This window comes from Kitasatospora viridis (assembly GCF_007829815.1).
GTDB classification, from domain to species: domain Bacteria; phylum Actinomycetota; class Actinomycetes; order Streptomycetales; family Streptomycetaceae; genus Kitasatospora; species Kitasatospora viridis.
The window spans coordinates 5,313,210-5,332,262 of the sequence record NZ_VIWT01000001.1; the positions used below are offsets into that span (position 1 = coordinate 5,313,210).

A 19,053-nucleotide genomic window follows, 5' to 3' on the forward strand; every position below is an offset into this window, starting at 1 on the left:
TCCGGACGATATGTCAGGTACCTGACCCTACGGGCGAAACGGGACAACAGCTGACAACTCGTTCCGATTTCCTGGGGGTTCCCTAACGATCCGTCCGCTGGGCGGTCTGCCGGGTCCCCATGGTGTGGCAGGCTGCTGCGGTCTATCCCGACACCGCAGCGGTCCGCGCCGACCCGCGCTCCCACCAGGGGCCCGGGCAGCCGCCGCCCGCCGGCCCAGGCCGGCCCGCACCGAGAAGGAACGCATGAGTCCCGCCACCAGACGCGTACCCCGCCGGTTGGCCGCCATGGGCTGCGGCGCCCTGCTCGCCACCGCCCTGACCGGCTGCGGCTCCGTCAAGTCGATAACCGGCGGCGGCGACTCCGCCCCGATCACCCTCGGCACCACCAACAGCACCAGCGTGCTGGACCCGGCCGGGGCGTACGACCTGGGCTCCTGGATGATCCTGGAGAACTCCTTCCAGACCCTGCTGCGCTACCCCGCCGGGGCCACCGTGCCGCAGCCCGACGCCGCCCAGGAGTGCGGCTTCACCGGCGCCGACGCGATGACCTACCAGTGCACCCTGCGCACCGGTCTGAGCTTCTCCAACGGCCACCCGCTGACCGCCCAGGACGTGGCCTTCTCGATCGACCGGATGAAGAAGATCGCCGACCCGAACGGCCCGTCAGACCTCTTCTCCACCGTCAAGTCGGTCGAGGCCACCAGCGCCACCCAGGTGGTCTTCCACCTCTCCCAGGCCGACGCCGTGCTGCCCGACAAGCTGGCCAGCGCCGCCGGCTCGATCGTCGACCACCAGGTCTTCCCGGCCGACAAGGAACTGCCCAACGACCAGCTGGTCGGCTCCGGCCCCTACGCCATCGACTCGGTGGACGAGAGCGGCAGCGGCGCCGCCAAGTCGATCGACAAGGTCACCCTGTCGGCCAACGGCAAGTACAAGGGCGACCAGGAACTGCACAACAAGAAGTTCGCGGTGCGGTTCTTCACCAGCCCCGACGACCTGAAGAGCGCCCTGGACAGCGGTGCGGTGGACCTCACCGACAACAGCCTCGACCCGGCCGTCTCGGCCCGGATGCTGAGCGAGCAGAACAAGGGCCAGGACGGCGTCAAGGTCACCACCTCCGACAGCAGCGACACCCGGTTCATGGTGTTCAACACCAAGGACGCCACCATGGGCCAGGTCGCGGTCCGCCAGGCGATCGCCCAGGTGCTCGACCGGCAGACCATCACCCGGGACGTCTACCAGCGCACCGCGCAGCCGCTCTACTCGGTCGTCCCGGCCGGCGTCACCGGCCACAACACCGCCTTCTACGACCACTACGGCGACCCGGACCCGGCCAAGGCCAAGGCGATCCTGGCCGCCGCCAAGATCACCACCCCGGTGAAGTTCACCCTCACCTGGTCGCGCACCCGGGCCAAGAACGCCGAGGCCGACGCGATCAAGCGGCAGCTGGAGGCCACCGGCCTGTTCCAGGTCACGGTCACCGAGCAGCCCGACTGGGAGGCCTTCAAGAAGGGCTGGGCGGACGGCAGCTACCAGGCCTACACGGTCGGCTGGAGCGCCGACTACCCCGACGCGGACGACTTCGTGGTCCCGCTGGTGGTGGACGGCGGCGCCTTCCACAACGGCTTCGACGACCCGCAGATCAGCCAGCAGCTGGTGCCCCAGACGCTGAAGCAGGCCGACCGCGGCGCGGCCACCACCACCTTCGGCGCGATCCAGAACGCGATCGCCACCCAGGTGCCGCTGCTGCCGCTGTTCCAGAACACCGCGTTCTACGCGGCCAAGCCGAACATCACCGGCGTGGACGCCACGGTGGACTCCACCGGCATCTTCCGGTTCGGGGCCATCGGCCGCAGCTGACCGAACGTCAGGGGCCCTCCCGAGCGCCTGCTCGGGAGGGCCCCTGACGCCGCGTCACATCGCGCCCGGCCGGACCAGTCCGCTCTCGTAGGCGAAGACCGCCGCCTGCACCCGGTCGCGCAGCCCCAGCTTGGTCAGCACGTGCCCGACGTGGGTCTTCACGGTGGTCTCGCTGACGAACAGCTCGGCCGCGATCTCCGCGTTCGACAGGCCCTTGGCGACCAGCCGCAGCACCTCCATCTCCCGCTCGGTCAGCGCGGTCAGCGCGGGGGAGGGCGCCTCCTCGCCGGCCGGCAGCCGGGTGGCGTACATGTCCAGCAGCCGCCGGGTGATCGAGGGCGCCAGCATCGCCGCGCCGTCCGCCACCACCCGGATCGCCTGCACCAGCTCCTCGGCCGGCACGTCCTTCAGCAGGAACCCGCTGGCCCCCGCCCGCAGCGCCTCCACCACGTACTCGTCCAGGTCGAAGGTGGTCAGCACCAGCACTCTGACCGGACCGTCGCGCATCGGGCCGACGATCCGGCGGGTCGCCTCCACCCCGTCCATCCGCGGCATCCGGATGTCCATCAGCACCACGTCCGGCTGCAGCGCCCGGACCTGCTCCAGCGCCTGCTGACCGTCCCCGGCCTCGCCCACCACCACCAGGTCGGCCTCGGCCTCCAGGATCATCCGGAAACCGGTGCGCAGCAGTGGCTGGTCGTCGACCAGCAGCACACGGATCGTCACTACGACTCCTTGCTTTCCATGCTCGTCACAGTCTTCTGGAGGGGGAGCGGGTACGGCGGCGGAGTCCCCCCGAACTCCGGACAGCTCGCCTGATGGTCGCACCAGTCGCACAGCCGGTTGCGGGTGGCCGGGAAGTCGCCGGTGGCCACCGCACGGCCGATCGCCTCCCAGAGCGCCTGCAGCTTGCGCTCCACCGAGCGCAGGTCCGCCTCGTCCGGGTCGTAGGTCACCACCTCCCCGCCGCCGCCCAGGTAGACCAGCTGGAGCCGCTTGGGCAGCACGCCCTTCCAGCGCCACACCACCAGCGCGTAGAACTTCATCTGGAACATCGCCTTGCCCTCGAAGTCCCGCGAGGGCGCCCGGCCGGTCTTGTAGTCCACCAGCCGGACCTCACCGGTCGGGGCCACGTCCACCCGGTCGATGTAGCCGCGCAGCTTCAGGCCGGACTCCAGCACCGTCTCCACGTAGAGCTCGCGCTCCACCGGCTCCAGCCGGGTCGGGTCCTCCAGCCGGAACCACTGGCCCAGCAGCTTCTCCGCGTCCGCCAGCCAGCCGGCCAGCTCGGCGCCGCCCTGCTCGGGATCGGCCGGGAACAGTCCGGCCAGCTCCGGCCGTTCCCCCAGCAGGCGCTCCCACTGCGGCCGCAGCAGGGCCAGCGCCCGATCCGGCGTGCGGTCCGTCGCCGGGTGGTCGAACAGCCGCTCCAGCACGGCGTGCACCAGCGTGCCGCGGGTGGCGGCGGCGCTCGGCGGCTCCGGCAGCCGGTCGATCACCCGCAGCCGGTAGAGCAGCGGGCAGGTCAGGAAGTCGCCGGCCCGCGAGGGCGACAGGCCGCTCGGCGGCACTGCCTCGCGGGCGGTCTCGGTCTGCTGCATGACCACGACCCTATGGGGTCCGGCTGTCATCCGGCTGCCAGACCGCTGACAGCGGCCGGGCGGTCCGAACTGGGTAGGACACCTGACGGGGTCCCCGGCACCGCCGGTCCGGATCACGTAGCGTTCGGGGACAGCGGTGCCAGCAGGACCGATGGGCAGTGCGGGAACAGACGGGACCGACGACCGGTGAAGGGGCCACGGTGAGCGACACCATGGGGCAGCAGACATCCCAGCAGCCGCCAGGGCCACCCGGTGCGCCGCACCGCGCGCCGGAGGACCCCGAGCGCGGCCGGCGGCCCGGCGGCGGCATCCTGATGGGCCGTCCGTTCGGCGTGCCGATCTACGTCGGCCCGTCCTGGTTCCTGATCGCCGCACTGATCACCTGGCTCTTCGGCGACCAGCTCGGCGGCCTGCTGCCCGACCTCGGCTACACCCGCTACCTGGTCGCGCTCTCCTTCGCGGTCGCCTTCTACGCCTCGGTGCTGGTGCACGAACTCGCCCACACCCTGGTCGCGCTGCGCTACCGGCTCGGCGTGCGGCGGATCCAGCTGCAGTTCTTCGGCGGCGTCTCGGAGATCGAGAAGGAGGCCGAGACCCCCGGCCGGGAGTTCTGGCTGGCCTTCGTCGGCCCGCTGCTCTCGCTGGTGCTCGGCGGCCTGTGCTGGCTGCTCACCCGCACCGTCGAGCTCGACACCGTGCCCGGCGTGCTGCTGGCCGGCCTCACCGTCGCCAACCTGGTGGTCGCCGCCTTCAACCTGCTGCCCGGGCTGCCGCTCGACGGCGGGCGGATGCTGCGCGCCGTGGTCTGGGGCATCACCGGCCGCCAGATGGCCGGCACCGTCGCCGCCGCCTGGGCCGGCCGGGTGCTCGCCCTGGCCGTGCTCTTCGGCCTGCCCGCCTACGCCAACGCGCAGTCCGGCGGCACCCGCAGCGGCGCCCAGTCGCTGCTCGACACCACGCTCGCCGCGGTGCTCGCCGTGGTGATCTGGAACGGCGCCGGCAACGCCGTGCGCAACGCCCGGCTCAAGGAGGCGCTGCCCGGGCTCACCGTGCGCTCGCTCACCCGCCGGGCCGTCCTGGTGCCCGCCGACACCCCGATCGCCGAGGCGCTGCGCCAGGCCCGCGAGGCCCAGGCCGGCGCCGTGGTGATCGGCGACGGCCACGGCGACCCGATCGCCCTGGTCAAGGAGGCCGCGGTGCTCCAGGTCCCCGAGCACCGCCGCCCCTGGGTGGCCGCCGGCGCGCTGGCCCGCACGCTCGAACCCGGCCTGCGGCTCGACGCCGGCCTGGACGGCGAGGAACTGCTCGCCGCCCTGCGCACCACCCCCGCCAGCGAGTACCTGGTGCTCGCCCCCGACGGCTCGGTCTACGGCGTGCTCGCCGTGGCCGACGTGGAGCGCCGGCTCAGCGCCGCGCTGGCCCGCCACTGACCGCGGTGGTCCGGGCGGTGGTCCGGTTCGCTATAGGATTGTCCGCATGTCCGAACCGACCGGTGCCACCCGCAGGCGGGGGCCATTCAAGGTCGGGGACCAGGTTCAGCTGACCGACCCCAAGGGCCGTCACTACACGTTCACGCTCGAAGCCGGGAAGAACTACCACACCCACAAGGGTGCTTTCCCGCACGACGAACTGATCGGCGCCCCCGAGGGCACCGTCGTTCGCACCACGGGAAACGTGCCCTACCTCGCGCTGCGACCCCTGCTCCCCGACTACGTCCTGTCCATGCCGCGCGGAGCGGCCGTGATCTACCCCAAGGACGCGGGGCAGATCCTGGCCATGGCCGACATCTTCGCCGGCGCCAGGGTGGTCGAGGCCGGCGTCGGCTCCGGCGCCCTCTCCACCTACCTGCTGCGCGCCGTCGGCGACACCGGCACGCTCGCCTCCTACGAGCGCCGCCAGGACTTCGCGGACATCGCCCGGGGCAACGTCGAGCGCTACTTCGGCGGCCCGCACCCGGCCTGGAAGCTCACCGTCGGCGACCTCCAGGACAACCTGGTCGAGACCGACGTGGACCGCGTCATCCTCGACATGCTGGCGCCCTGGGAGTGCCTGGACGTGGCCGCCAAGGCCCTCGTCCCCGGCGGCCTGGTCTGCTGCTACGTGGCCACCACCACGCAGATGTCGCGCACCGTCGAGGCGCTGCGCGAGCACGGCGCCTACACCGAGCCGCAGGCCTGGGAGACCATGGTCCGCACCTGGCACCTGGAGGGCCTGGCCGTCCGGCCCGACCACCGGATGATCGGCCACACCGGCTTCCTGCTCACCGCCCGCCGGATGGCGGACGGCGTCGAGCCCCCGCTGCGCCAGCGCCGCCCCGCCAAGGGCGCCTACGGCGAGGACTTCGACAACGACAAGCCGACGCAGCTCAGCCTGGCCGAGCGGGCCGCCGCCCGCGCCGCCGCCAAGGCCGCGACCCCGGTCATCGAGCAGGACTGACCCGGCCGCTGCGCACCGAAGGCCCGTCGCCCACGGATTCCCGTGGGCGACGGGCCTTCGGCATGCCGACCCGGGTGCGGACGGGGCACCCCTGATGTGCGACGATGCTGCCCGAACGCAGACAACCCGGCCGGTGGAGGGGACCTCCTTGCCCAACGCAGCGGACGTCACGGACAGCACGGCGCCCCACCCCGGGCCGCTCACCGGACACCCGCCGGTCCGCACCGGACCCTGGCGCTGGAGCGCGGTCGCGGCCGGCTGCGCCGCCCTGGTGGCCGCCGCGCTGGCCGTCGCCCCCACCGCGCACCCCGCCGACGCGGCCACGGCCGCCCCGGGCACGCCGCACCCGCTGCCGGCCGCCGCCGCTCCCGACCCCGCCAAGGCCGTCCTGCCGCTCGACTGCGGGCCGTTCCCCAGCCAGGTCGCGCTCAGCTTCGCCGCCGACCTCGGCGACGGCCGGCCCGCCACCGTCGCCGCCGCGCACTGCCAGGCCGGCAACGGAACCGCCCCCGACGGCGTCTTCGTCCTCACCGCCGGCCCCGACGGCACCCCCCAGGTGCGGGACACCCTGCTCGACTGGCACGAGGACTACACGGTCACCGCCCTGGCGCTGCGCGCCGACGGCACCATCACCGCCCGGGCCAGTGGCTACTCCACCTCCGACGTCCCGCGCTGCTGCCCGGACGTCACCGTCGACCTCAGCTGGACCCGGCACGGCGACTCGCTGGTCCGCAGCCAGCACAGCCTCCCCGCGGCGACCACCTGACCCGGCGTCGGCCGACGCACCGTCAGGTGGCCCACCCCGCAGGTCAGTCGGCCTCCGGGCCGAACACCTCGACGCGGTCCGACACCCGGCGCACGTGGATGCACTCGCCCGGGCACTCCTTCGCCGAGTCCACCACGTCCTGAAGGATCGTCAGCGGAACCGGAACCGCCGCCCCCGGCTCCTGCCGCAATTCGTCGTCCCCGTCCTTCACATAGGCCAGTCCGTCGATATCGAGTTCGAAGACCTCGGGCGCGTACTGGACACAGATCCCGTCACCGGTGCACAGGTCCTGATCGATCCACACCTCAAGCGGCTCGGCGGACTCCGCCCCACTGGTCACTGACATCGGTTCCCTGCCTAGATACGGTCACGATCGGGTATTGACTCGCTCGACCCTACCCCCAGCCCGCTTTCCGGAGGGGCGCGGTGGGTATCCACCTGCCGAGGGGAAGCACACACGGGTGAAGATCGGACACACCCCTTCCGTCTTTCTTGATCTAGGGGTTTACACGACCCCTGGTACAGGTAGGGTCTGGAAGCATCCCGCTCCCCGGAGGAGGTGAGGACCGTGGCAGCCCACGATGACGACTACAACCGCAGTGCCGGCAAGCCCGCCCGTGGTTCCGACGAGGCCGCACAGCTCTCGTACCTGGAGCAGGAGATCGCCGTGCTGCGACGCAAGCTGGCCGACGCACCGCGTTCTTCCAGGATCCTGGAAGACCGGATCGTCGAGCTCCAGACCAACCTGGCCGGAGTGACCGCCCAGAACGAGCGACTGGCCGCCACCCTGCGCGAGGCCCGCGACCAGATCGTGGCCCTCAAGGAAGAGGTGGACCGGCTCGCCCAGCCGCCGGCCGGATTCGGCACCTTCCTTGAGGCCAACGAGGACGGCACCGCCGACATCTTCACCGGCGGTCGCAAGCTCCGCGTCAACGTCAGCCCCGCCATCGACCTGGAGGCGCTCCAGCGCGGCCAGGAAGTGCTGCTCAACGAGGCGCTCAACGTCGTCGACGCCTTCGCCTTCGAGTCCATCGGCGAACTCGTCACCCTCAAGGAGGTCCTGGAGGACGGCGAGCGCGCCCTGGTCACCGGACACACCGACGAGGAGCGGGTGGTCCGGCTCGCCGAACCGCTGCGCGGCGTCACCCTGCGCCCCGGCGACTCGCTGCTGCTGGAGTCCCGCTCCGGCTACGTCTACGAGGTCGTGCCCAAGGCCGAGGTCGAGGAGCTCGTCCTCGAAGAGGTCCCGGACATCGACTACCGGCAGATCGGCGGCCTCGGCGGCCAGATCGAGCAGATCCGCGACGCGGTCGAGCTGCCCTACCTGCACGCCGACCTCTTCAAGGAGTACGAGCTGCGCCCGCCCAAGGGCGTGCTGCTCTACGGCCCGCCCGGCTGCGGCAAGACGCTGATCGCCAAGGCCGTGGCCAACTCGCTCGCCAAGAAGGTCGCCGAGGTCACCGGGCGCCCGCAGGGCAAGAGCTACTTCCTCAACATCAAGGGCCCCGAACTGCTCAACAAGTACGTCGGCGAGACCGAGCGGCAGATCCGCCTGGTCTTCCAGCGGGCGCGCGAGAAGGCCAGCGAGGGCACCCCGGTCATCGTCTTCTTCGACGAGATGGAGTCGCTCTTCCGCACCCGCGGCTCCGGCGTCAGCTCCGACGTCGAGAACACCATCGTCCCCCAGCTGCTCGCCGAGATCGACGGCGTCGAGGGCCTGGAGAACGTGATCGTGATCGGCGCCTCCAACCGCGAGGACATGATCGACCCGGCGATCCTGCGGCCCGGCCGCCTGGACGTCAAGATCAAGATCGAGCGCCCGGACGCCGAGGCCGCCAAGGACATCTTCTCCAAGTACCTGAAGAACTCGCTGCCGTTCCACCCGGACGACCTCAAGGAGCACGACGGCTCGCTGGACGCCACCGTCGCCGCCATGATCCAGTCCGTGGTCGAGCGGATGTACAGCGAGACCGAGGAGAACCGCTTCCTGGAGGTCACCTACGCCAACGGTGACAAGGAGGTCCTGTACTTCAAGGACTTCAACTCCGGCGCCATGATCCAGAACATCGTGGACCGGGCCAAGAAGATGGCGATCAAGGACTTCCTCGACCACGGCCAGCGCGGCCTGCGCGTCTCCCACCTGCTCGCCGCCTGCGTGGACGAGTTCAAGGAGAACGAGGACCTGCCCAACACCACCAACCCCGACGACTGGGCGCGGATCTCCGGCAAGAAGGGCGAGCGGATCGTCTTCATCCGCACCCTGGTCACCGGCAAGCAGGGCGCCGAGTCCGGCCGCTCCATCGACACCGTGGCCAACACCGGGCAGTACTTGTAAAAGCACTGCCCGTAAGAGCACCGCCTGCAACAGCGCTGCCTGCGACAGCGGCGCCGGAACCACCACCAAGACCGCGGCTGACGGAACCGACGATCCGTCAGCCGCGGTGCACTCCAGGGAGATCGCGGCGCCCCGCCGCCGGCGGGACGGACGGGCAGCACGGGCAAGGAGGGCCGGATGACCGTAAGGCGCGTGATGGGCATCGAGACCGAGTACGGCATCTCCGTACCCGGACACCCCAACGCCAACGCCATGCTCACCTCGTCCCAGATCGTCAACGCCTACGCGGCGGCGATGCACCGGGCGCGCCGCGCCCGCTGGGACTTCGAGGAGGAGAACCCGCTGCGCGACGCCCGCGGGTTCGACCTCGCCCGCGAGGTCGCGGACGCCAGCCAGCTGACCGACGAGGACATCGGACTGGCCAACATCATCCTGACCAACGGCGCCCGCTTCTACGTCGACCACGCCCACCCCGAGTACAGCTCGCCCGAGGTGACCAACCCGCGCGACGCCGTGCTCTGGGACAAGGCCGGCGAGCGGGTCATGGCGGAGGCGGCCGCCCGCGCCCTGGAACTGCCCAACGGGCAGACCATCCACCTGTACAAGAACAACACCGACAACAAGGGCGCCTCCTACGGCACCCACGAGAACTACCTGATGCAGCGGGCCACCCCGTTCGCCGACATCGTCCGCCACCTCACCCCGTTCTTCGTCTCCCGCCAGGTGGTCACCGGCGCCGGCCGGGTCGGCATCGGCCAGGACGGCTCCGCCCACGGCTTCCAGATCAGCCAGCGGGCCGACTACTTCGAGGTCGAGGTCGGCCTGGAGACCACGCTCAAGCGCCCGATCATCAACACCCGCGACGAGCCGCACGCCGACGCCGAGAAGTACCGCCGGCTGCACGTGATCATCGGGGACGCCAACCTCTCCGAGATCTCCACCTACCTCAAGCTCGGCACCACCTCGCTGGTGCTCTCGATGATCGAGGCCGGCTTCATCGCGGTCGACCTCGCCGTCGACCAGCCGGTGCGCACCCTGCACCGGGTCTCCCACGACCCCGCCCTCAAGCAACTGGTCACGCTGCGCAACGGGCGCAAGCTCACCGCGGTGCAGCTCCAGATGGAGTACTACGAACTCGCCCGCAAGTTCGTCGAGGACCGCTACGGGCACGACGCCGACGAGCAGACCAAGGACGTGCTGGTCCGCTGGGAGGACGTGCTCTCCCGGCTGGAGCGCGACCCGATGAGCCTGTCCAAGCAGCTCGACTGGATCGCCAAGCGCGAACTGCTGGAGGGCTACCGCCAGCGCGACGGACTGGACTGGGACAACCCCCGGCTGCACCTGGTCGACCTGCAGTACAGCGACGTGCGGGCGGAGAAGGGCCTGTACAACCGCCTGGTGGCGCGCGGCCGGTTCGAGCGGCTGGTCACCGAGGAGGACGTGCAGCGGGCCGTGCACCACCCGCCGGAGGACACCAGGGCGTACTTCCGCGGCCGCTGCCTGGAGCAGTACGCGGAGCACGTCGCGGCCGCCTCCTGGGACTCGGTGATCTTCGACCTGCCCGGGCGCGACTCGCTGCAGCGGGTGCCCACCCTGGAGCCGCTGCGCGGCACCCGCAACCACGTGAAGGAACTGCTGGACCGCTGCCGCACCGCGGAGGACCTGGTCCGGGTGCTCAGCGGCGGGTGAGTGATCCACTACGGTGAGTGAAAGGCCCGCTGACGGGGAATCATCCCGGTGCGAGTCGAACGTTCCACAAGTAGTACCGACCGACGATGCAGAGGGGTGAGGGGCATGGCTACCAAGGACACCGACGGCGGTCAGCAGCGCGCCAACCGCGCCACCGAGGAGACCGAGGAGCAGGCGGCGGAGGAAACCCAGTCCGCCGAGCTCAAGGAGCGCCAGGAGAAGCTCAGCGACGACGTCGACGCGGTGCTCGACGAGATCGACGAGGTCCTCGAGTCGAATGCCGAGGATTTCGTGAGGGGCTTTGTTCAGAAAGGTGGGCAATAGTCCTTAATGTCCGAATTTGAAAGTCGAGCCTGGTGCAGTAGGTGCCAGCAATGGCTCGAATGTGAGTCGTTCGCACGCAATAAGTCCATGAAGAACGGTCTTCAGGCTTATTGCCGCGCGTGTTCGGCTCAGTACTACGACGCGCGGCAGCGGGCGAAGGGGAAAGTCCCGAGGCCGCGCGTTGAAGTGCCCGAAGGGCACAAGCGGTGCGCGAAGTGCGAACAGATCAAGCCGCATTCCGAGTGGGACCGGAACTCCAGTCAGGTCAGCGGGCTCGCGGCCTACTGCAAGAGTTGTACTGCCGCACGGAATCGAGAGAGTTATTTCCGCCGAAAGTACGGCCTCTCCGAGGCCGACCTCCAGGCCATGCTCGAAGCCCAGGCCGGCACTTGCCCGATCTGTCTGGACAAACCGGCAGAGCATGTGGATCACGACCACGAAACGGGTAGGGTCCGTGGCATCCTCTGCTTCGCTTGCAACGCGGCGCTGGGACAGATGCGGGACCGGCCCGACAACCTGCGGCGGGCTGCCGACTACCTGGAAGGAATCGTGTGGAAGCCAACACTCGTGGCACCGGGCGTCTACCGGCGGCCTTCCTCACCCCCGGATCCTCGTCGTTCATCGACTTCCTGGCCGAGCAGTCGCCCGATCTGCTCCCGGGGCGCCGTGCGCTTCCGGCTGGGCTGACCGTCGAGGCGCCGCACGGCACCACCATCGTGGCCGCGGTCTTCGCGGGCGGAGTGGTGCTCGCCGGTGACCGGCGGGCCACCATGGGCAACGTGATCGCCCAGCGCGACATCGAGAAGGTGTTCCCGGCCGACGAGTACAGCGCGGTCGGCATCGCCGGCACCGCCGGCCTCGCGGTCGAGATGGTCCGGCTGTTCCAGCTGGAGCTGGAGCACTACGAGAAGATCGAGGGCACCACCCTCTCGCTGGAGGGCAAGGCCAACCGGCTGACCACCATGATCCGCGGCAACCTCGGCATGGCGATGCAGGGGCTGGCGGTGGTGCCGATGTTCGCCGGCTACGACCTGGACCTCGGCCGCGGCCGGATCTTCACCTACGACGTCACCGGCGGCCGCTCCGAGGAGCGCAGCTTCGCGGCCACCGGCTCCGGCTCGGTCTTCGCCCGCGGCTCGATGAAGAAGCTCTACCGCCCGGACCTGACGGCCGATCAGGCCGCCACCCTGGTGGTGCAGGCGCTCTACGACGCCGCCGACGACGACTCGGCGACCGGTGGCCCGGACCTGGCGCGCAGGATCTTCCCGATCGTCGGGCTGATCACCGAGGAGGGCTTCCACCGGCTCTCCGAGGAGGAGGTCACCCGGATCGCGGTCTCGGTCACCGACGGCCGGCGCAACCAGCCCGACGGCCCGCAGGCCCCCCTCCTCTAAGTCCGCCAGCCAGCCCTCCCGGCCCCCGAGGGGCCGGGGGCGCCCTATCTCCAGAAGGGACGACCGCCGGTGTCCACACCGTTCTACGTCTCGCCCCAGCAGGCCATGGCGGACCGCGCGGAGTACGCCCGCAAGGGCATCGCGCGCGGCCGCAGCGTGGTCGTGCTCACCTACGCCGACGGCATCGCCTTCGTGGCCGAGAACACCTCGCGGGCGCTGCACAAGGTGTCCGAGATCTACGACAAGATCGCCTTCGCGGCGGTCGGCCGGTACAACGAGTTCGAGAACCTGCGGATCGGCGGGGTGCGCTACGCCGACCTGCGCGGCTACTCCTACGACCGGGCCGACGTGACCGCCCGGGGCCTGGCCAACGTGTACGCCCAGACGCTGGGCACCATCTTCTCCTCGGTCGGCGAGAAGCCGTACGAGGTCGAGCTCATCGTCGCCGAGGTGGGCCGGTCGGCCGAGGACGACCAGATCTACCGGCTGACCCCGGACGGCTCGGTGGTGGACGAGAAGAACTCGGTCGTGGTCGGCGGCAACGCGGACTCGATCGGGACCTACCTGAGCCAGCGGCACCGGGTGGGGATGAGCCTGGCCGAGGCGCTGAAGGTGGCCGTCGAGTCGCTGGCCCGGGACCCGAACGGCGGCACGCCGCGGACCCTCACGCCGGACCAGCTGGAGGTCGCGGTGCTGGACCGGGCGCGCCCGCAGCAGCGCAAGTTCAAGCGGATCCTGGGTGCGCAGCTGGGCCGGCTGCTGGACGGCGAGGAGGAGGCCGCGGAGGACTCCGACGGCGCCGAGGGCGCTGCGGGCGCTGCGGGCCCGGAGGAGACCGCCGGGGAGGCCTGAGGCCCCGTCAGGGCCGGGGGTGCGGCGCGCTGGCGCCGCACCCCGCAGCCGTGTCCGCGTCACCGTGCTTTATCCGGCGGGTTGCTTTCCGTCATCCGATTGAGCCGCCGAAAACGGTTTCAGAAGGCCGCCGGAAGCGTAAAGTCCCTGCATGGACCGCCGAATTTTCGGGCTGGAGAACGAGTACGGCGTCACGTGTACGTTCCGGGGACAACGGCGTCTGTCTCCGGACGAGGTGGCCAGGTACCTCTTCCGCCGCGTAGTTTCCTGGGGCCGCAGCAGCAATGTGTTCCTGCGCAATGGTGCACGGCTCTATCTGGACGTCGGTTCGCACCCCGAGTACGCGACTCCGGAGTGCGATGACGTCACCGAGCTGGTGACCCACGACAAGGCCGGGGAGCGCATCCTCGAAGGCCTGCTGGTCGACGCCGAGCGGCGACTGCACGAGGAGGGCATCGCCGGCGACGTCTACCTCTTCAAGAACAACACCGACTCGGCCGGCAACTCCTACGGCTGCCACGAGAACTACCTGGTGGCCCGGCACGGGGAGTTCTCCCGGCTGGCGGACGTGCTGATCCCGTTCCTGGTGACCCGTCAGCTGATCTGCGGGGCGGGCAAGGTGCTGCAGACGCCGCGGGGTGCGGTGTTCTGCGTCAGCCAGCGGGCCGAGCACATCTGGGAGGGCGTCAGTTCGGCGACCACCCGGTCGCGTCCGATCATCAACACCAGGGACGAGCCGCACGCGGACGCCGAGCGGTACCGCCGGCTGCACGTGATCGTCGGCGACTCCAACATGTCGGAGACCACCACGCTGCTCAAGGTCGGCGCGACCGACCTGGTGCTGCGGCTGATCGAGGCCGGCGTGGTGATGCGGGACCTGACGCTGGAGAACCCGATCCGGGCGATCCGCGAGGTCAGCCACGACCTGACCGGCCGTCACCAGGTGCGCCTGGCCAACGGACGGGAGGCCAGCGCGCTGGAGATCCAGGAGGAGTACTACGAGAAGGCGCTGGAGTTCGCCGAGCGCAAGGGCCTGAACGAGGGCACGGTGGGCAGGGTGCTGGAGCTCTGGGGCCGGACCCTGGAGGCGGTGCGCACCGAGGACCTGGCCAAGGCCGGGACCGAGATCGACTGGATCATGAAGTACCAGCTGATCGAGCGGTACCGGGAGAAGCACCAGATGAGCATGTCGAACCCGCGGATCGCGCAGATCGACCTCGCGTACCACGACATCCACCGCCGCCGCGGGCTCTTCTACCTGCTGCAGAACAAGGGCCAGGCGAAGCGGGTGACCACGGACCTGAAGGTGTTCGAGGCCAAGTCGGTGCCGCCGCAGACCACCCGGGCGCGGCTGCGCGGCGACTTCATCCGCCGGGCGCAGGAGCAGCGCCGCGACTTCACGGTGGACTGGGTGCACCTGAAGCTGAACGACCAGGCGCAGCGCACGGTGCTCTGCAAGGACCCGTTCCGTTCGGTGGACGAGCGGGTGGAGAAGCTCATCGCCGGCATGTGAGCGGCGCCCTGAGGGTGTGTGAGCGGGTTCATCCGGCCGGTCTGCCCCGTCCTCCACGGTGACGGGGCGGGCCGGCTCTACTCTGGTCACGTTTGCTGATCCGTAAATGTGACCGACAGTGAGGAACCGTCCCCGTGCGCCGCAGAGCCGGATTGCTCGTACTCCTGCCGATGCTGGCGCTGCTGGCCGCGTGCAGCAGCAGCTCCTCCGTGAAGAGCGGCCCGTCGCCGGCGCCGACCAGTTCGGCGCCGTCGGTGCCGGCCGCGGTCTCCTCGGCGTCGCCGATGCCCACGGTGAGCGGTTCGGTGGGCAGCAAGGCGGTGATCACCCTGCCGTCGGGCAAGCCGACCGGGCAGTTCGTGGTGAGCACGGTGGTGGAGGGCGACGGCGCGACGGTGGGCCGGGGCGACTGGGTGACCGTCAACTACACGGCGAAGGACTGGACGACCGGCAAGGACGTGCCGAGCTCCTACGACGCCGGGGCGAAGCCGCAGCTGTACCAGGCGGGGCTCGGCCAGCTGGTGCCGGCCTTCGACCAGAGCGTGGTCGGCAAGAAGGTGGGCAGCCGGCTGCTGGTGGTGGCTCCGCCGTCGGTCGCGTTCGGGACCAACACCACGCAGCAGCTGGGCGTCGGCAAGGACGACACCGTGGTGTTCGTGCTGGACGTCATGGAGTCGGTGCCGCAGGACTCGGTGCTGACCGGGCCGATGACCCAGCCGGCCGCCGGGCAACCGCAGGTCAAGGACAACGGGAAGGCGGCGCCGACGATCACCGTCGCGCCGAACACCCCGGCGCCGACCGACCTGCAGACCAACGTGCTGATCAAGGGCGACGGCAAGCCGGTGCAGGCGGGCCAGTCGCTGGTACTGCAGTACACCGGGGTGCTGTGGAGCAACGGGCAGCAGTTCGACTCCTCGTGGACCCACGGCGGGGCGCAGGTGCTGCAGATCGGCACCGGTGCGGTGATCCCGGGCTGGGACAAGGGGCTGGTCGGCCAGCCGGTCGGCAGCCGGGTGGAACTGGTGATCCCGCCGTCGCTGGGCTACGGCACAACAGCACAGAACGGTATCCCCGCGAACTCCACCCTGGTCTTCGTGATCGACATCCTGGAAGCTGTGTAACCGCGACGTCCGCTGCGGTTCGGCTGCTTCACGCGGGCGGGTACTCCCGGTGTGTCATGGACACCCGGTGAGTGCTCGCCCTCATGGTGAGCTGCCATACTGCTGGCGATTCGCACAGCGTTCAGTGCTCCGATGGCGAGGATGGGGAGAAATGGCTGAGAATCCGTCGGGCCCGACCGAGGCCGACAGTCCGAGCGGCGCGCTCGCCGACCCGGTGGTCTCCGGCCCCACTGGTTCGGCCGCGAGCGACCGGGAGTCGATCGTCATCCCGCCGGCCATGATCGCCCGCCAGGCCGGGTGGTCGAACCCGGAGGAGCCGGAGGCGCCCGTCCCGGCCACCGGCAAGCCGGACGAGCCGCAGGTCTTCGCCTCCACGGTGCGCAAGCAGCAGGAGTCCGAGGCCGACTACGAGAACGTCGGCAGCGGCGGCCGCCTGGGCGTGGTGCTCGGCGTGGTGCTGGCGGTGCTGCTGGTCGGCAGCGGCATCGGGCTGTACGTGGTGAACAACAACAACGACAGCAAGAGCGCCTCCGCCTCGGACACCCCGAGCGCCGCCCCGAGCACGCCGACCCAGCAGCCGGTGCCGCCGATCAAGGCGGACGCCAAGGTGCTGCCGACGGTCTCCGGCGACTTCGGCAAGAAGGCGGACATCACGCTGCCGGCCGGCAAGTCGGACGGCAGCTTCGTGGTGAAGCCGGTCTCCGAGGGCGACGGCACCAAGGCCGACAAGGGCAACTGGGTCTCGGCCGACTTCACGCTGAAGGACTGGACCACCGGCAAGGACCTGCAGGGCTCCTACGACCAGGGCAAGTCGCAGCTGTTCCAGGCCGGCATGGGCTCGCTGATCCCGGCCGTGGACTCCGCGGTGGTCGGCCACAAGGCGGGCAGCCGGCTGCTCGTGGTGGCCCCGCCGGCCGCGGCCTTCGGTGACCAGGGCAACCAGCAGCTGGGCATCGGCCCGAAGGACGACCTGGTGCTGGTGGTGGACATCCAGCGGGTGAACACCCCTGACTCCCGGGTGGCCGGCGACGTGACCCCGCCGCCCTCCGACTTCGCGGCCGTGAAGGTGAACGGCGACGGCAAGGCCGACACCATCACCCCGCCGGCCGGCGCCGCCGACCCGACCGACCTGAAGACCGCGGTGCTGATCCAGGGCAAGGGCCCGAAGGTGGAGAGCGGCGAGATGGCGGTGGTGCAGTACACCGGCGTCACGCTGAAGGACGGCAAGGAGTTCGACTCCTCGCTGGACAAGAAGACCGCCTTCCCGTTCGTGACCGGTGGCGGCAACGTCATCCAGGGCTGGGACAAGGGCGTGGTCGGCCAGAACGTCGGCAGTCGGATCGAGTTGGAGATCCCGGCCGCCCTGGCCTACGGCGCCACCCCGCCGCAGGGCAGCAACATCCCGGCGAACGCCTCGCTGGTCTTCGTGATCGACATCCTGGACGCCGGGGTCGGCTCGCCGCCGCAGCAGTGACAAGATAGGGCGGTACCGGTCGGGCGACCCGCCCCCACCCTTCGGGCGTGGGCGCCCCCGGCCGGGCCTGATCAACGTGGGCGGCGGACAGCCGTACGGTGGTTCCTGACGGAGCCTTACCTGCGGCGGTCCGCCGCCGTGTTGTGCACAGACGACGAGATGAGGAAGTTGTGAGCCAGAAGACCAAGCCGGAGATCGACTTCCCGGGCGGCGACGCGCCGGCCGAGCTCCAGATCCGCGACATCGAGGTCGGGACCGGCGAGGAGGCCAAGGCCGGCCAGGTCGTCGAGGTCCACTATGCCGGTGTCACCTTCGAGACCGGCGAGGAGTTCGACGCGAGCTGGAACCGCGGCTCGACCTTCAAGTTCCCGCTGGGCGCCGGCCGCGTCATCAAGGGCTGGGACGAGGGTGTCGTCGGCATGAAGGTCGGCGGTCGGCGCGAGCTGATCATCCCGGCCCACAAGGCCTACGGCAACCAGTCGCCGAGCCCGCTGATCCCGGCCGGTTCGACCCTGATCTTCGTGGTCGACCTGATCTCGGTCTGATCCGGGCCGACAGGGACCGCGAGGCGGCGGTGACGGGCTCCGGCCCGCCACCGCCGCCTCGGCTTTCGCCGCAGGTCCCGCTACCGGTACGGTCGAGCCCGCCGGGGTCACCGGTACGGGACGACCATGAAGGGTCAGCGATGGCGATCGCCAAGGCAGAGCGGCTGATGAATCTCGCCCTGTGCCTGATGAACACCAGACGACCGCTCTCCAAGCGGGAGCTGCGGGAGTCCATCGAGGCCTACCGGGAGGCCGGGGCGCAGGGCAGCGAGGACGCCTTCAACCGGATGTTCGAGCGGGACAAGGACGACCTGCGCGAACTCGGCCTGGTGATCGACGTGGACGAGAACACCCTGGACGGCGAGGCCGGCTACCTGGCCCGGCGGGACCGCAACCGGCTGCCGGAGATCGCGCTGGACGCCGAGGAGGCGGCCGCGCTGAGCCTGGCCGCCAAGGTCTGGCAGCAGGCCCGGCTGTCCGGCGCCGCCAGCGGCGCGCTGCAGAAGCTGCGGGCGGCCGGCGTGCCGTTCACCGACCCCGCCGGATCCGCCGCCGGCACCGCGCTGGAACCGTACATCCCGGTCCGCGAGGCGGCGTTCGAGCCGCTGCTGCTGGCCGCCCGGGACCGCCGGCCGGTGGCCTTCGACTACCGCAAGGCCGGCGCGGCGGTGGGCGAGCCGCGCTCGGTCGAGCCCTGGGCGCTGGAGTGCTGGCGCGGGCACTGGTACCTGGCGGGCTGGGACCGGGACCGCGGGGCCTCCCGGGTCTTCCGGCTGAGCCGGATCGTCGGCAAGGTCCGCTCCCGGCAGGGCGCCTTCACCGCGCCCGTGCCCGAGCACGTGGACGTGCGGGCCACCGTGGCCCGGTTCGCCGGCGAGGGGGCGACCGCCACCGCGACCGTGCGGCTGCGCCGCGGCGCGGCCTACCCGCTGCGGGCCAAGGCGCTGGCCGAGCGTCAGCTGGACGCGGACTGGGACGAGCTGGAGATCCCGTACGGCTTCGGGCTGGACGCCGAGCTGGCCGAGTACGGGGCGGACGTGGTGGTGCTGGGGCCGCAGGAGCTGCGGGCCGAGTTGATCGAGCGGCTGCGCGCGGTGGCCGGGCTCGTGGACGAGGGGGTTTCGGCGTGAGCAACGCGATCG

At 70.7% G+C, this 19,053-nt stretch carries 17 protein-coding genes and 1 pseudogene; 15 read left to right on the plus strand and 3 right to left on the minus strand.

The genetic code is table 11. The features are described 5' to 3' along the window. The first annotated feature begins 244 nt into the window (after nucleotides 1-244). Entirely contained in the window at nucleotides 245-1,861 is a 1,617-nt protein-coding gene (locus tag FHX73_RS23805; RefSeq protein ID WP_145906949.1) for an ABC transporter substrate-binding protein, read from the plus strand. 54 nt (nucleotides 1,862-1,915) lie between these two features. Here FHX73_RS23805 and FHX73_RS23810 read toward each other — a convergent pair whose 3' ends face one another. After that, nucleotides 1,916-2,587, minus strand: a complete 672-nt coding sequence (locus FHX73_RS23810) for a response regulator (protein ID WP_145906950.1) — start codon at nucleotides 2,585-2,587, stop codon at nucleotides 1,916-1,918. After that, on the minus strand, nucleotides 2,587-3,462 hold the full coding sequence (locus FHX73_RS23815) for a RecB family exonuclease (RefSeq protein WP_145906951.1): 876 nt from the start codon (nucleotides 3,460-3,462) through the stop codon (nucleotides 2,587-2,589). The genes FHX73_RS23810 and FHX73_RS23815 overlap by 1 nt, the downstream gene beginning before the upstream one ends. Nucleotides 3,463-3,662: 200 nt before the next feature. Here FHX73_RS23815 and FHX73_RS23820 point away from each other — a divergent pair, with 200 nt between their 5' ends. The 3 genes from FHX73_RS23820 (at nucleotide 3,663) to FHX73_RS23830 (ending at nucleotide 6,664) form a co-directional block, all read left to right on the plus strand. Further along, nucleotides 3,663-4,892: a site-2 protease family protein gene (locus tag FHX73_RS23820; RefSeq protein ID WP_246213680.1), complete on the plus strand. Its 1,230-nt coding sequence runs from the start codon at nucleotides 3,663-3,665 to the stop codon at nucleotides 4,890-4,892. A gap of 46 nt (nucleotides 4,893-4,938) precedes the next feature. Beyond that, complete coding sequence (locus FHX73_RS23825; protein WP_145906952.1) at nucleotides 4,939-5,898, plus strand: tRNA (adenine-N1)-methyltransferase; 960 nt, start codon at nucleotides 4,939-4,941, stop codon at nucleotides 5,896-5,898. A gap of 148 nt (nucleotides 5,899-6,046) precedes the next feature. Continuing rightward, nucleotides 6,047-6,664 carry a hypothetical protein gene (locus FHX73_RS23830; protein WP_145906953.1) on the plus strand — a complete coding sequence of 206 codons (618 nt, stop codon included), beginning with the start codon at nucleotides 6,047-6,049 and terminating at the stop codon, nucleotides 6,662-6,664. A 43-nt stretch (nucleotides 6,665-6,707) separates the two neighbouring features. Here FHX73_RS23830 and FHX73_RS23835 read toward each other — a convergent pair whose 3' ends face one another. Beyond that, nucleotides 6,708-7,010 carry a ferredoxin gene (locus FHX73_RS23835; RefSeq protein ID WP_145906954.1) on the minus strand — a complete coding sequence of 101 codons (303 nt, stop codon included), beginning with the start codon at nucleotides 7,008-7,010 and terminating at the stop codon, nucleotides 6,708-6,710. Between the two features lie 222 nt (nucleotides 7,011-7,232). On the opposite strand from FHX73_RS23835, the gene arc reads away from it, so the two are divergent. The 11 genes and pseudogenes from arc to FHX73_RS23895 all read left to right on the plus strand — a co-directional run bounded on the left by arc (nucleotide 7,233) and on the right by FHX73_RS23895 (nucleotide 19,041). Further along, nucleotides 7,233-8,999, plus strand: coding sequence for a proteasome ATPase (gene arc, locus FHX73_RS23845; RefSeq protein WP_145906955.1), 1,767 nt, complete (start codon nucleotides 7,233-7,235; stop codon nucleotides 8,997-8,999). 177 nt (nucleotides 9,000-9,176) lie between these two features. Next, nucleotides 9,177-10,688, plus strand: coding sequence for a depupylase/deamidase Dop (gene dop, locus FHX73_RS23850; RefSeq protein ID WP_145906956.1), 1,512 nt, complete (start codon nucleotides 9,177-9,179; stop codon nucleotides 10,686-10,688). Nucleotides 10,689-10,793: 105 nt separating this feature from the next. After that, nucleotides 10,794-11,012 (plus strand): ubiquitin-like protein Pup, encoded by a 219-nt coding sequence (locus tag FHX73_RS23855; protein WP_145906957.1) that lies wholly within the window; start codon nucleotides 10,794-10,796, stop codon nucleotides 11,010-11,012. Between the two features lie 87 nt (nucleotides 11,013-11,099). Continuing rightward, nucleotides 11,100-11,543: pseudogene (locus FHX73_RS23860) on the plus strand (endonuclease VII domain-containing protein); the annotation flags it as partial. Between the two features lie 20 nt (nucleotides 11,544-11,563). Next, nucleotides 11,564-12,406 (plus strand): proteasome subunit beta, encoded by an 843-nt coding sequence (prcB, locus tag FHX73_RS23865; protein ID WP_145906958.1) that lies wholly within the window; start codon nucleotides 11,564-11,566, stop codon nucleotides 12,404-12,406. A 69-nt stretch (nucleotides 12,407-12,475) separates the two neighbouring features. After that, the gene (gene prcA, locus FHX73_RS23870; protein ID WP_145906959.1) at nucleotides 12,476-13,258 is read left to right on the plus strand and encodes a proteasome subunit alpha; all 783 of its coding nucleotides are present in this window, start codon (nucleotides 12,476-12,478) and stop codon (nucleotides 13,256-13,258) included. A gap of 151 nt (nucleotides 13,259-13,409) precedes the next feature. After that, nucleotides 13,410-14,771: a Pup--protein ligase gene (gene pafA / locus FHX73_RS23875; RefSeq protein WP_145906960.1), complete on the plus strand. Its 1,362-nt coding sequence runs from the start codon at nucleotides 13,410-13,412 to the stop codon at nucleotides 14,769-14,771. A gap of 134 nt (nucleotides 14,772-14,905) precedes the next feature. Next, nucleotides 14,906-15,892, plus strand: a complete 987-nt coding sequence (locus FHX73_RS23880) for an FKBP-type peptidyl-prolyl cis-trans isomerase (protein ID WP_145906961.1) — start codon at nucleotides 14,906-14,908, stop codon at nucleotides 15,890-15,892. Between the two features lie 151 nt (nucleotides 15,893-16,043). Further along, nucleotides 16,044-17,366 carry an FKBP-type peptidyl-prolyl cis-trans isomerase gene (locus FHX73_RS23885; RefSeq protein WP_145906962.1) on the plus strand — a complete coding sequence of 441 codons (1,323 nt, stop codon included), beginning with the start codon at nucleotides 16,044-16,046 and terminating at the stop codon, nucleotides 17,364-17,366. 170 nt (nucleotides 17,367-17,536) lie between these two features. Beyond that, the gene (locus tag FHX73_RS23890; protein WP_145906963.1) at nucleotides 17,537-17,911 is read left to right on the plus strand and encodes an FKBP-type peptidyl-prolyl cis-trans isomerase; all 375 of its coding nucleotides are present in this window, start codon (nucleotides 17,537-17,539) and stop codon (nucleotides 17,909-17,911) included. 140 nt (nucleotides 17,912-18,051) lie between these two features. After that, on the plus strand, nucleotides 18,052-19,041 hold the full coding sequence (locus FHX73_RS23895; RefSeq protein WP_145906964.1) for a helix-turn-helix transcriptional regulator: 990 nt from the start codon (nucleotides 18,052-18,054) through the stop codon (nucleotides 19,039-19,041). Nucleotides 19,042-19,053: the final 12 nt, after the last annotated feature.

Coding starts and splice junctions, on each gene's coding strand:
- FHX73_RS23855 (WP_145906957.1), top strand. CDS start 10,794: ATGGCTACCAAGGACACCGACGGCGGTCAGCAGCGCGCCAACCGCGCC.
- FHX73_RS23815 (WP_145906951.1), bottom strand. CDS start 3,462: ATGCAGCAGACCGAGACCGCCCGCGAGGCAGTGCCGCCGAGCGGCCTG.
- FHX73_RS23895 (WP_145906964.1), top strand. CDS start 18,052: ATGGCGATCGCCAAGGCAGAGCGGCTGATGAATCTCGCCCTGTGCCTG.
- FHX73_RS23805 (WP_145906949.1), top strand. CDS start 245: ATGAGTCCCGCCACCAGACGCGTACCCCGCCGGTTGGCCGCCATGGGC.
- pafA (WP_145906960.1), top strand. CDS start 13,410: ATGGACCGCCGAATTTTCGGGCTGGAGAACGAGTACGGCGTCACGTGT.
- FHX73_RS23885 (WP_145906962.1), top strand. CDS start 16,044: ATGGCTGAGAATCCGTCGGGCCCGACCGAGGCCGACAGTCCGAGCGGC.
- dop (WP_145906956.1), top strand. CDS start 9,177: ATGACCGTAAGGCGCGTGATGGGCATCGAGACCGAGTACGGCATCTCC.
- FHX73_RS23825 (WP_145906952.1), top strand. CDS start 4,939: ATGTCCGAACCGACCGGTGCCACCCGCAGGCGGGGGCCATTCAAGGTC.
- FHX73_RS23835 (WP_145906954.1), bottom strand. CDS start 7,010: ATGTCAGTGACCAGTGGGGCGGAGTCCGCCGAGCCGCTTGAGGTGTGG.